At 63.3% G+C, this 13,016-nt stretch carries 8 protein-coding genes; 5 read left to right on the top strand and 3 right to left on the bottom strand.

Features of this window, described 5'->3' with window-relative positions:
• Positions 1–84: 84 nt before the first annotated feature.
• Positions 85–4,473 carry a DEAD/DEAH box helicase gene (locus EK373_RS04965; RefSeq protein ID WP_129641617.1) on the top strand — a complete coding sequence of 1,463 codons (4,389 nt, stop codon included), beginning with the start codon at positions 85–87 and terminating at the stop codon, positions 4,471–4,473.
• Between the two features lie 21 nt (positions 4,474–4,494).
• On the opposite strand, the gene EK373_RS04960 is transcribed toward EK373_RS04965, so the two are convergent.
• Positions 4,495–5,289 carry a head GIN domain-containing protein gene (locus EK373_RS04960; RefSeq protein ID WP_129641616.1) on the bottom strand — a complete coding sequence of 265 codons (795 nt, stop codon included), beginning with the start codon at positions 5,287–5,289 and terminating at the stop codon, positions 4,495–4,497.
• Between the two features lie 314 nt (positions 5,290–5,603).
• Between EK373_RS04960 and EK373_RS04955 the strand changes: the two genes are divergently transcribed.
• From EK373_RS04955 to EK373_RS04945, 3 genes are all read left to right on the top strand, one after another.
• Positions 5,604–6,857 carry a diguanylate cyclase gene (locus EK373_RS04955; RefSeq protein WP_129641615.1) on the top strand — a complete coding sequence of 418 codons (1,254 nt, stop codon included), beginning with the start codon at positions 5,604–5,606 and terminating at the stop codon, positions 6,855–6,857.
• Between the two features lie 166 nt (positions 6,858–7,023).
• Entirely contained in the window at positions 7,024–8,040 is a 1,017-nt protein-coding gene (gene fbp, locus EK373_RS04950; protein WP_232831016.1) for a class 1 fructose-bisphosphatase, read from the top strand.
• Positions 8,041–8,187: 147 nt separating this feature from the next.
• Positions 8,188–10,035 (top strand): beta-ketoacyl-[acyl-carrier-protein] synthase family protein, encoded by a 1,848-nt coding sequence (locus EK373_RS04945; protein WP_129641614.1) that lies wholly within the window; start codon positions 8,188–8,190, stop codon positions 10,033–10,035.
• An 18-nt stretch (positions 10,036–10,053) separates the two neighbouring features.
• Here the strand turns inward: EK373_RS04945 and EK373_RS04940 are convergent, their stop codons facing one another.
• Positions 10,054–10,431, bottom strand: a complete 378-nt coding sequence (locus EK373_RS04940; RefSeq protein WP_129641613.1) for a hypothetical protein — start codon at positions 10,429–10,431, stop codon at positions 10,054–10,056.
• A 221-nt stretch (positions 10,432–10,652) separates the two neighbouring features.
• Here EK373_RS04940 and EK373_RS04935 point away from each other — a divergent pair, with 221 nt between their 5' ends.
• On the top strand, positions 10,653–11,867 hold the full coding sequence (locus tag EK373_RS04935) for a GGDEF domain-containing protein (protein ID WP_129641612.1): 1,215 nt from the start codon (positions 10,653–10,655) through the stop codon (positions 11,865–11,867).
• Here EK373_RS04935 and EK373_RS04930 read toward each other — a convergent pair.
• A complete protein-coding gene (locus tag EK373_RS04930) occupies positions 11,864–13,009 on the bottom strand; it encodes an ATP-binding response regulator (RefSeq protein WP_129641611.1) in 1,146 nt (381 codons plus the stop codon). The two genes, EK373_RS04935 and EK373_RS04930, sit on opposite strands and share 4 nt — an antisense overlap.
• Positions 13,010–13,016: the final 7 nt, after the last annotated feature.

Raw genomic sequence — 13,016 nt, 5'->3', positions numbered from 1 at the left:
TGCATGCTGCCGCCCATCCCCCAGACCCGCTCTTGAACTCGCGTCATCGTTCTCAACGTCTGGGGTATGCTCGGCGCTGCCCCCATGAGTCACACCCCTTATTTCCACCCGGCGGTCGACGCCTGGTTCACCAGTCGATTTCATGTGCCCACGCCCGCGCAGGCGGACGCGTGGCCGGCGATTCAGTCAGGAAAACATGTACTGATCGCGGCTCCGACCGGTTCAGGTAAGACGCTGGCGGCGTTTCTTGCCGCCATCGATGAGCTGGTGCGCGAAGGCGAGCAGTTCGGGCTCCCGGATGAGACGCGCATCGTCTATGTCTCGCCGCTGAAGGCGCTGTCCAACGACATCAATCGCAATCTCGAAGCGCCGCTCGCCGGCATTCGCGACAAATTGCTCGAGTCGGGCATGCGCGATGTCGACATCCGCACCTGGGTTCGTACCGGCGACACACCGCAGGCCGAACGCAATCAAATGCGGCGCAAGCCGCCGCACATCGTCGTAACGACGCCGGAATCGCTTTATATCCTGCTCGGCTCGGAGTCGGGCCGTGAGATGTTGAGCACGACGCGCACGGTTATCGTCGACGAAATCCACGCGGTCGCCGGCAGCAAACGCGGCTCGCATTTGTCACTTTCGCTGGAACGGTTGGAAGCGCTGGTCGGCCGCCGGCTCACTCGGGTCGGTCTTTCGGCCACTCAGCAGCCCATCGAAGAAGTCGCGCGTTTTCTGGTCGGTGGACGTTACGTGCTGCCGAATGGCGAGGCCGACTGCGCCATCGTCGACAGCGGCCACATTCGCAAACGCGACCTGGCCATCGAGCTGCCGGAAGAGCCGCTGGAAGCGGTGATGTCGAATGAAACCTGGGGTCAGGTTTACGATCGGCTGGTGCAGCTCATCAACGAGCATCGCACGACGCTGATCTTCGTGAACACGCGGCGCACGGCTGAGCGGATCTGTCGTCAGCTCACCGAGCGCCTGGACAAAGACAAGCCCAAAGATGCGCCCCCTTCGGTCACTGCCCATCACGGCAGCCTGGCGAAGGAGCTGCGCTTCGATGCCGAACAGCGGCTGAAGTTCGGTCAGCTCAAGGCGCTGGTCGCCACCGCTTCTCTCGAGCTCGGCATCGACATCGGCGATGTCGACCTGGTGTGCCAGATCGCCTCGCCGCGCACCATCAATGCGTTCCTGCAGCGGGTGGGTCGGTCCGGACACGCGGTCGGCGCGACACCGAAAGGGCGTTTGTTTCCTCAGTCGCGCGACGATCTGGTGGAGTGCACAGCGCTGCTCGACAGCGTGCGTCGAGGCGAGCTGGATCGATTGAGGATTCCGGTGGCGCCGATCGACGTGCTGTGCCAGCAAATCGTTGCTGAAGCCGCGGCCCGCGAATGCACGGAACAAGAGCTGTTCGATCTGGTTCGATACGCCTATCCATTCAAGACGATCACGCGCGAATCGTTCGATGAAATCGTCCACATGCTGGCCGAGGGGTTCACGACTCGTCGCGGTCGGCACGGCGCGCTGCTGTATCACGACGCCGTCAATCACATCATCAAAGGCCGCAAAGGCGCTCGCCTGACTGCGATCACTTCGGGCGGCGCGATTCCGGACACGGCCGACTATCAAGTGATGCTGGAACCCGAAGGCGTCATGGTCGGCACGCTCAATGAGGACTTCGCGGTCGAGAGCATGGCGGGCGATGTCTTCCAGCTCGGCAATTCGTCGTATCGCATCCTGCGTGTCGAGCGCAACACGGTGCGAGTGCAGGACGCAAAGGGCGAAGCGCCAAGCATTCCTTTCTGGCTCGGAGAGGCGCCGGGACGAACCGATGAGTTGTCCGTCGCGGTCTCGCGCTTACGCGAAGAAATCGAAAGCCGCTTCGATGACCACTCCTACAATGGCGACCTCGCCAGATCCGCCGCCTACCAGTGGCTGACTGCAGAAGTGGGCCTCGGCGAATTCGCCGCCGGCCAACTGGTCGCGTATCTGGCGGCGGCGCAGGCCGCGTTGGGTTCGCTGCCAACGCAGCAGAAGGTCATCTTCGAGCGCTTCTTCGATGAGTCCGGCGGCATGCAACTGGTGATTCACTCGCCGTTCGGCAGCCGGATCAATCGCGCCTGGGGCCTGGCCCTGCGCAAACGTTTCTGCCGCACGTTCAATTTCGAGCTGCAGGCTGCGGCCACTGAGGACACGATCATTCTGTCACTGACCGGCTCGCACAGTTTCGAGCTGTTGGATGTGGCGAAGTATCTGCACCCGAACAGCGCGCGCGACATCCTCATTCAAGCCATGCTCGACGCGCCGATGTTCAACACGCGTTGGCGTTGGGGAGCTTCGATCGCGCTGGCGCTGCCGCGATTCCGTGGCGGCAAGAAGGTGCCGCCGCAGATCGCACGCATGAATGCGGAAGATCTGCTCGCGTCCGTGTTTCCGGACCAAGTCGCGTGCGGCGAGAACATCGTCGGCGACATCGTGGTGCCCGAGCACCCCTTGGTTCAGCAGACCGTGCGCGACTGCCTGGAAGAGGCCATGGATATCGAAGGCTTCGAGCGACTGCTGCGCGCCCTGAGCACCCAAGAGGTCAAAGTGGAGGGCCGCGACCTCACCGAGCCGTCGCCGCTGGCGCTGGAAGTGCTGAACGCGCGCCCGTACGCCTATCTCGACGACGCACCCCTCGAGGAGCGACGCACGCAGGCGGTGATGAGCCGCCGTTGGATGGATCCTCAATCCGCTTCCGACATCGGCAAGCTGGACTCAGCTGCGATTGCTCGCGTTCGTGAAGAAGCGTGGCCCGATGCAGGCAATGCCGATCAGCTGCACGATGCCTTGCTGTGGCTGACCTTCATGACGAATGAAGAGGTCGAGAGCCAGCCGAGCTGGCCGGGCCTTTGTCACGAGCTCATGACTCAACGACGCTTGACCAGGCTCGATGTCGGCGCCGCCAGCATCTTCGTCGCGACCGAGCGCGTGCCTTACTTCGAAGCTCTGTTTCCCAATGTTTCCATGGAGCCTCCGATCGTCGTGCCCGCTGCCTATGCGGCCAAGCGCGACCGCGATGAGGCCGTACGCGAGATCGTGCGTGGACGCCTGGAGGGGCTCGGCCCGACGACCGCTGCACAACTCGCAGCCTCGTTTGGTGGAAACATCGAAGACGTCGACGGCGCGCTCTTGGCACTCGAAGCCGAAGGCACGGCCATGCGTGGCAGCTTCGACTCGGATGTATCCGCAGGCACCGTTCAGTGGTGCGATCGCCGCTTGCTCGCGCGCATTCATCGTTACACCGTGAAGCGGCTCCGTGCCGAGATCGAACCCGTGCAGGCGCGCGACTTCCTGCGCTTTCTTTTCGACTGGCAACGGGTCACTCCGAACCATCGTATGCAGGGCCCGGACTCGGTGCCTGCTGTCCTGGCTCAGCTGGAGGGCTTCGATGCTCCAGCCGGAGCATGGGAAACGGAAATATTGCCGGCGCGCATCGCCGAGTACGAACCCGCATGGCTGGATGAGCAATGTCTCGCCGGCCGCATCATCTGGACGCGTCTGGCCACTCGTAACGGCGACTCGGAACGAGGCGCCGCGCCAGTGCGTTCGACGCCGATTGCGTTGCTGCCTCGACGCAATGTGAAACAGTGGTCGCAGTTCTCCAACAACATCGAACGCTCACAACTCACCGACAAGGCGCGCCGGGTCGCCGACTACATCGATGAGAACGGCGCATCGTTCTACGACGAGATCGTGGATCACGTCGGTTTGTTGCCAGTGCAGGTGGAAGAAGCGCTTGGCGAACTGGTCGCACTTGGCCTGGTGAATTCCGACAGCTTCGGCGGTCTGCGCGCCCTGTTGATGCCTGCGGATCGACGCCGGAGCAGCGCGCGCGATCGTCGTCGACACCGACGCATCGCCATCTTCGGCATGCAGGATGCGGGTCGATGGGCGTTGGTCAAACGGAAAGAAACAAAGCTCGATGACGGTAAGCCGGTGCCGCCGCGCAACGACGAAGCTGTCGAGCACATCTGTCGCACGCTGCTGAGGCGCTGGGGCGTCGTGTTCTGGAAGCTGCTGGAGCGCGAAGCCGATTGGCTGCCGCCATGGCGAGATCTGCTGATGTGCTTGCGGCGGCTGGAAGCACGCGGCGAAATTCGGGGCGGGCGTTTTGTTGCTGGATTCTCCGGCGAGCAGTTCGCATTGCCCGAAGCGATCGGTCAGCTGCGCGAAGTGCGCCGGCGCGAAGGGGAGTTGCAGTTGGTCGCGTTGTCTGCGGCCGATCCGCTGAATCTGGTTGGCATTCTCACGCCGGGTGGCCGTCTGCCGGCGCTCACGGGCAATCGCGTGTTGTATCGAGACGGCGTGCCGACGGCGCTGTATGCAGGCGGCGAAGTGAAGTTTATCGAGCAGCTCGACGCCGCCGAGCAATGGCAGGTGCGAGGAGCGTTGTTGAAACGTCAGGTGCCGGCGCCGCTCGCTGACCTCGCTTAGCCCCGAAGGCCCACCCCCGGGTCAGATGACGATGATCCTGCCTTCCTTGTGATCCACCGGCTCTTGTTTCGGATCTTCGCGCTCGAGCTCCAGTGAATCAGGTTCGGCCGGCGGCTGTTCCGACTCGACCTTCGGCTCGCTCGAGCCTTGGTTCGAATCCTGACGGGCGATCGTGCCCAAGCCATTCATGCGCGTGTTCACTTTGCGCGGCGAGCCTGTGTAGAAAATCGCGCCGACGCCGTTCATCGTCGCATCGAGCGATTCCTGCGGGTTCACGATCACGCTGCCGACGCCGTCGACCGTAACTTTCGCGTCAGCAACCGCGAGCTTGCTCAGGTCCGCATGGCCTGCTCCGGCGAGCCGCACGGTGAGCTCGTCCAACTGACCATCCGCTATGATATTGGTCGCACCGGCCGCCTTGATCGCCGTGTCGCCGCCGTGCAGGCCGGCCACGCTCACATCGTTGCCGCCTTCCACCTCCAGCGACTGGAGCTCGGGCAGAGTGATCTTTACGGTGAGGCGCGTGTTGTTCCGTAGCATTCCCCAGTCGCGCACCTTGTTCTTGATGTGCAACGTGCCGCCGCTGACGCGGGTCTCGGTGCGGCCGATGGTTCTCTCGTTGCCGCTGACCTGCACCGACAGCGGCTCGCCAATCCGGATCTCCAGCTTGGCCGCGCCTTCCAGGCTGATGGAGTCGAACGACCCGACATCGCGACGCTCACTCACGACCGGACCGCGATCGCCGCCGCCGTCGTGACCGCCGCCACAGCCGCTCAGAAGCAACGCCACCGCGGCCAGCATGGGAAGTTTGTTCATGACGCGACCTCGGAATTTTACATAGCCCCTGGTTCATCATCGGCCTGGCGATCGGTCCGGTGGAAGCCCACGCCGGCGAATCGCGGCCCGCTACCGGTGAGCCCGAAAGCACCGATTGCTTCCTGGCGCCCGGCCCGACCGCGTGCGAAGGTCCGCGTCCCTCGAGCACCCCGGCTTCAAAATGTGATCCGGGTCACAACTTCGCCACTCCAACCCGCCTTTTTGCCGATTTGGAACGCATGCTGTGAGGGTAATGCGCGCAACGTGATTTTCGTCCGTGTCCTGAGAGCACGTACAGGGTTAACCTTACTTCCGTGCACATCAAGCCTCCGTCCCGAACCAAGCACCGCAACTCCCTGCGCGAGCGCTTCGCGAAGCTGTTGCCGCCGCTGACCTTTGCCGAACCGCTCGAGAGCCAATATCGCAACTGGCACACCGATCATGTGCGCGAGCGCGTGAAGTACACGATGCTGCCGGCGATGGGGCTGCTGCTGATCGTGTCGATGGCCGGCGGTCCGTTTCGCGAGTTGCGCGAAACCTTGTTCGCGCCGGATCAGATGGTCATCGTCGACCTGCTTCGATTCGGCGTGCTCTTGCCGACCTGCACGGCGATGCTCCTGGTGACTTACACCAAGCTGTATTCGCGTTGGCTGACGTTCGCGGCGCCGGCCGTGGCGCTGTTGCAGAGCCTGTGCATCGTCGCTTGTGACTTGCTCATGCACCGGCAGGGCTACTCGCTCAGCTCGGTGCTGCCCATGCTGGTGCTCTCGGCGTACATGTTGTTCGGCATGATGCAGGGGCAGGCGACGATCACCGCGACTGCCATCGTCGTCGCTTACGGCCTGACCGGCTGGGCCGCCGGCTTGAACAGCGGCCAGCGCTCGTTCGATCTGGCCATGACCAGCGTCGCACTGGTGCTGGGATTTTTCTTTCATTACAGCTTCTCGCGCACCCAGCGGTTGAACTGGTTCAGAAACATGATGCTGACCGACTCGGTGCACCGTGACGCGCTGACCAACATCGGCAACCGTCGCATGTTCGATGCGCACATCGAGCGCTTGTGGAATCAAGCGATCCGTACGCGCGCGCCGATCGCACTGCTGCTGGTCGATCTGGATCATTTCAAGGCGTTCAACGACCACGCCGGCCATCAAGCGGGCGATCACTGCCTGGCGCGCGTCGCCGGCGCCATCGCTCAGTCGGCGCGACGTCCGTTGGACATCGCCGCTCGTTACGGCGGTGAAGAGTTCGTCGTGCTGTTGTTCGACGTACAGCGCGATCGCGTCGAGGAGTTGTGTCGCGAGCTGCACTCCAACCTCGCAGCTCTACAGATTCGGCATCCGGCGTCGTCGGTGGGGCCGCAAGTGACGGTGAGCATCGGCGCTGCGTGCGTCGAGCCGCAAGCCGGCCGCAATCACGATGGCTTGATCCAGCTCGCCGACGAAGCGCTGTACGCGGCAAAAGAAGGCGGTCGCAACCGAACCGTCGTCATGGATCGGGAATACGCGACGCTCAAGACTGGTGCGTTCCGCGTGCCTCGCAAGCGCGCGCGCACCGAAGCTGCCTGACTCCATCCAGCGACGTCACAACCTTTTATTTCTCTTGTACAGCGTTATCAATCGACGCTGTTCCCCGGCGCGTTGTTTTCTGATGATACATTTCGATCGAGCGCGGTGGATCCAAACGGTCCGCCGGTGCATTACATCGAACTTCAAATCAGAGCCCATCGCCCGTATGTCCGCCATGATCGATACGCCCGCCGACGCGCCCGCCCGCTCCAACGAGATCGTCACGCTCCAAGCTCACATCCTGCAGCAGCAGACGCGTTATCCCGAGGCGAGCGGTCAGTTCTCCTGGATCCTGTCGGCGCTGGCAATCTCGGCGAAGATGATCGCTTCGCACGTGCGGCGCGCGCGGCTCGACGACGTGCTGGGCACGGTCGGCAATCAAAACGTTCAGGGCGAGCAGCAGCAGAAGCTCGATGTCATCGCCAACGACATCCTGTTGCGCACGCTCGGCGGCCGTGAAGGCGTGGCCATCGTCGCTTCGGAAGAGAACGAGGAGCCGGTGATCCTGCGCTCGGACGATGCCGCCGAGCGCAAGTATTGCGTGCTGTTCGATCCGTTGGATGGTTCGTCGAACCTCGACGTCTGCGGCTCGGTCGGCACCATCTTCTCCATCCTGCGCAAGGATCGTCGCTCGCCACAACCGCAGTCGTCGCTGCTGCAACCGGGCGCCGAGCAGGTCGCGGCGGGCTATGTGCTGTACGGCTCCTCGACCGTGTTCGTGCTGACCATCGGCCTCGGCGTGGATATGTTCGTGCTCGATCCGGCGTACGGCGCGTTCATGCGCGTGGCCCAGGGCGTGCGGATTCCGAAGACCAACAAGTGCTACTCGGTCAACGAAGGTAATCGGCTCAGCTTCCCCGAGGGCTACCAGAAGTATCTGTCCTGGGCGCAGGAGCGCGGTTATTCGAGCCGCTATGCGGGCGCAATGGTGGCCGACGTTCATCGCATTCTGTTGCAGGGCGGCGTGTTCATGTATCCGCCGACCCGGAAGGCGCCGAAGGGCAAGCTGCGCCTGATGTACGAAGCCAATCCGATGGCCATGATCGTCGAGCAGGCCGGCGGCAAGGCGCTCAGCGCCCCGGGCGAGCGCATTCTCGACGTGCGTCCCACCGATATTCACCAGCGCGTCCCGGTCATCATCGGCAGCAGCGAGGAAGTGGATCAGGTAGCCGCGCATTTGTGAGACGAGGCGCCGATCCGGACTCATTTCAGCCAGGCTGGGGTATCCGCAGACCCCAGTAATCCATTGTGGAAGTCCGCGCGTTGCAGCAACCTGTGACGGCGGAGTGTATTCTTCTATCCTGGTGGTTTGGGTCTTTCGGGAAGCTAAGTGCTCACGGCCGATAAAGTTCTAGTCACGGTAGGAACGCCCTGCTCGATCTCTGCAGTGGGCAGCACGGAGACCTATCGCGCACGCGTTACCGACGCGCCGGAATTCATCGCGCTCGCGGCGTTCGATGCCGGCCTGATCGACGTCGATCCGCAGGACGACGGCTCGCTGAAACTGCGCTGGGTCAATGGCGAAAGCACGAGCATCGAGGAAATCGAGCGGCTGCACGGCAAGCAGCTGCGCGCTTCGCTCGGCATTCGTTACATCGACGAGCTCACCGCACTAGGCAACGCCGTCGTCACGGACGTAGCCGCCTCCTTGCCCCATGACTTCGATCGCGGCGGCTTGCGCCGGCTGGCCGGCCTCACCTATCGCGACGTCCGCGATTCGGCGCTCAAGGACATGTATGGCTTGTTCGACGACGATCCGCGGCTCGGCCCGTCGTTGCAATCCCAGTTGTTTGCCTACACGGGATTGGGCGCGCTGGCGGCGCTGCCCGTTTCGTTGGCGGAGCTGATCCCGAATCCCTATGAATTTCGCGTCGCCGGCGCCACCGCCTTCCCCGGCCTGGATTCGCACGGCCAGTTGCGTGCAGCTGGCACGGTCACACCGGAGAACGACAAGCTGCGCGACAAGTTCGCGATGCGCCTGGCGAACTCGCTGTCGTCGCACGGTCCGGCGCTGCTGTCGACGATGCTTGCCCCGTCGTACTCGCTCAGCAAGTCGCTGAAACATCCTGAACTGCTCGATTCGTTGCGCTCGGCCAGCGGCTTCATGCGCGTCCCGCAGACCCCGCTGAACGCCGTTGGGGCGTGTGCGTCCAGCTCCATCGTATTCTCCGAGTTCGCGGCGCAGATGCTGCTCGACTATCCGGGTTATCAGCGTCCGCAGCTGGTGTTGTGGACCGCGGCCGACGCGGCCACCCGCCCGAACTGGCAGATCCTCGATGCCTTCGGCCCGGGCGCCCTGATGACCCGGGGCAAGCTGGAAACACTCAACGCCGGTCGCAGCCCCGCTGAACAGCGCTCGATCGCGGACAGCCTCGCCCCATTCGACATCGACGCGAATGGCACCGTGGTGGGCGAGGGCGGCTCGGGCCTGGTCATTACGACACTCGACTTCGCGCTGCGTAACTTCCTCGATATCACTTCCATCATCGTGGGCTGGGGCCAGAGCGGCGAGGCGGGCGGCAAGGCGCACTTCGCCGGCGTCGGTTTCGGTGGCGAGAACGCGCTGATTCACGCGTTGGAGCTCGCTTATCGCGGTCACGGTTATGGGGTGGCCGATTTCCAATATCTGGTCGCGCACGCCACCGGCACGCGCACGAATTCAAAGACCGATCTGACGACCGCAGCCAATGCGCGTTCGGCCGCGGCAGAGAGACAAGGCATCAAGAGCGCATTGCCGACGGTGGCCGTAGGCACGCCGAAGGCGGTGGGCGACGGCCACACCATGGGCGAGACAGGATTGAAGGCGGTCTCTCAGGCGCTGCAGTTCCTGCTCGGCAAACCCGCGGTGGGCGTGCCGACATTGCGGCATCTCGATCCGGATCTCGGCACAGTGGCCGAATCGTTCAAGCTGCAGTCAGCACCGGTAATTGGTAACGGCGATGGCGGCGCGCTGTGCGCAACCCAAGGCTTCGGTGGTTATAACGGCGCCATGGCTCTGCGTGCGGCGCATGCCGAAGCGTTCGCTCGTTACTCGCCGGATCGCAAAGTGCTCGCGGCGTATCTCGAGCGCTGGCCCGAGCTACGCCGTGAACGTGAACAGCGCGAGCGCCACTGGCGCTTGCGCCGTCGCAGCGCCATCGAGCTGGCGCAAATGCACTGCTGGAAAGGGCTGGATTAGTCCGGAAAAACGGCCCGATCAGCCGGCCTTCTTGCCGGTGAAGGTGCCTTCGCCCAGCTCGCCGAGCTTCACGGTGCCCTTCATGCTCGCGCCATCGACGGTGCCGGTGTAGCTCACCGCCAGGTCCGTGCCCTGCGCATTCACTTGAAAGCTGATGGTGATGTCGTTGCCCTTGACGGTGCCGGTGACCGGCGACTCACCCAGCATGCCCTTGTAGGTGCCGCTGATCTTGTTGCCGTCCTGCTTCAGGCTGAAATGCGGATTGCCGGCGCCGGCCTGAGTCTCGACGGTCAGATCCCACTCGCCGGCCACGTTGGCGTCGGCGGCGAAAGCGGACGTGGCGAGCATCACGGCGGCGGCGGAGGCGGCCAGGAGCATTCTGCGCAGGCTGTTCATGACGATTCCCTGGTAGTGATTATTGAGGTCCGTGTGAATTGTGGGTGGTTGCCCCGAGCACCGGCAACTGCGTTGACGTTTCATGACGCTGGTCCGTTTCGGCCCGCGTAATGGTGACGCGTTTTGCCCTGCGGTTCCGCCTTGTATGCAACAATGGTTCCCTAAGGGATGGACTGACGGACTAAGGACAGCAGCGCTCAGAGTGTTTAAATAGCGAGCTGATGTTCCGCGACTTCCGCAAAATCTCGCCACGCATTTTCTGGCTGGTCACGCTCGCCGCGACAGCGGTGCTGTTGACCGTGGTCGCGGTTCCGCAGTGGCTGTCCAAGAATGCTCGGCTGCAAGTCCTGCGCTCGCACGTCGGCGAGATTGCGCAGATTGCGGCCAGCGTCGTCGATGGCGATCTGCACCGGCAATTGCTCGATCCCGCCAACTACACGCCCGAGCTGTACGAGCGTGTGGTCGCGCCGCTGGTGCGCTTTCACTCGGCGGATCCCGAGATCTTTTATGTCTACACAATGGTGGAGCGCGACGGTAAGAGCTTCTTCGTCGTCGACACCGCCGCCTCGAGCAAGCTGAAGACCACGCGCAAGCTGCGGCCTTCGGCATACATGGAGCCGTTCGAGAGCATCGATGTCGAGCCGGATCCGGACTATCTGCAGCGGATCGCGAGCGGGAAAACCTACGTCTACCCGAGCTTTCAGCGCGACGTTTACGGCACCTTCCTGTCCGGCCACACCCCTATCTACGACAGCCAGGGCCGCTACAGCGGCTTCGTCGGCGTCGACTTCGACCTCACGTACTACCTGGCGTTGGAATCGAGCTTCCGCGCGATCCTTTACGGCTCGGTGGCCGGCGCGGTGCTGATCGCGCTGCTGATCGGTTATCTGGTCGCGCGTTATCACTATCACGTGCAGGACCGCATCGATGAGCAGTATCGAATCTCGATCCGCGACGAGTTGACCCAATTGCTGAATCGCCGTGGCGCGCTCAGGTTCTCGCGCGAGGCGCTGGTCGCACGCGCGTCCAGTTATGCCGTGATCCTGGTCGATATCGACGATCTGAAGGGCATCAACGATCTATACGGTCACGCCGCCGGTGACGAGTTCATCGTGAAGGTCGCGGATACGATTCGTAACAGTGTGCGTGAGAAAGACATCTGCGCACGCATGGGCGGCGATGAGTTCCTGATCTTCGCCACGGGTTGCGACCTGGACGCGGCGACTGAGATCGCGCGCCGCATCCTGGGCAAGGTGTTCTCACACGACAGCAACTCGAGCCGCTCGCACTTTGGCGTTTCTATCGGGATCTGCGTAGCGCCGGGCGCGGATGCGACCTTCGAGTTGTTATACCGGCAGGCGGACGAAGCGCTGTACAAGGCGAAGCAGGCCGGCCGCAACCGCTTCGTGATTTTCGACCCGATGGTCGCCGCTTAAGAAGCCCGAGCCTGCGCCATCAGCCGGTGCAGGACATCGCCCAGCTCTTCCACCGTATTCGGCTTCAACAGCAGATCGCGCACGCCGGACTTCATCACCGATTCGCGATCCTTGGCGCCTACGTACCCCGAGGTCATCACCACGGGGACTTCCGGGCGCAATTGCAGGACCTGCGAGGCGAACTCGATGCCCGACATGCTCGGCATCGACAAGTCGGTGACCACCGCCTCATACGCTGTCGGATCGGAACGGAACGCCGCCAGCGCTTCGTTCGCATCCGTGAAGCCCGCCACCCGATAGCCCAGCCGCTGCAACACGCGGGTTACGAGATATACAAGCGATTCCTCATCGTCGAGGTAGAGAACGCTCTGGCCCTGGCCACGCGGCACTTGCGAGCCGTGCGACGGATGCCGGGCCGCCGCGTCGTGGAATAACACAACGTCCTTCGAGGTTTCTTCTTCATTGCCGCTGAACGCCAGGATTTGAGTGATGATGCCGGCCGCGCGGGCGCTGGCCCGCTGCACTTCGGCGAGCGACAGCTGCGCCGGATGATCGGCCGGAAGGTCTTCCGCCGCGAGCCGGGCATTGCCACAGATCGCCAGCAGAATGTTGTTGAAGTCGTGTGCGATGCCGCCGGCCATGGCCGCGAGCGCCCGGCTCTTCTCCAGCAACTCTCGATCCCGTTCAGCCTGCAGGCGAGCGGTCACGTCGCTGGCGAAGGCGATGACACCCTCGTCGGCCGTACCACGATCCACCAGCGCGAGCCGCCAGTGACACTGCATGTGGCTGCCGTCCTTGCGCCGGGTCTCGAGCGTCACGCCATCGGGGAATTCGACGCCGGAAAGTAACTTGGGACAGACGTCCTCGATGATGGGCATGCTGGCCGGCGTAGCGACCAGCTCATGAATGTGCCGGCCGATGGCCTCCGCTTCCGAATATCCAAAGGTCGCGGCCGCCGCCGGGTTCCAGGCGCGCACGATGTGGTGGGTGTCCCAGACAATGCAGGCGAGCGGCGCTCGGTCGAGATACAGCTGCAATCGTTTATTGATTGCCTGCAGCTGCTGCACGCCGCCGTCCGCATCCGAATTGCCACGCCTCGCAGGCCGGCGGCGCTGCCGCCACCACTGCGTGAACCCGAACATAACGCCC

Origin of the sequence: Peristeroidobacter agariperforans (genome assembly GCF_004138335.1) — a bacterium.
GTDB classification, from domain to species: domain Bacteria; phylum Pseudomonadota; class Gammaproteobacteria; order Steroidobacterales; family Steroidobacteraceae; genus Steroidobacter; species Steroidobacter agariperforans.
The sequence above is the reverse complement of the archived record's forward strand: the minus strand, read 5'-3'. Positions and strand labels throughout refer to the sequence as shown.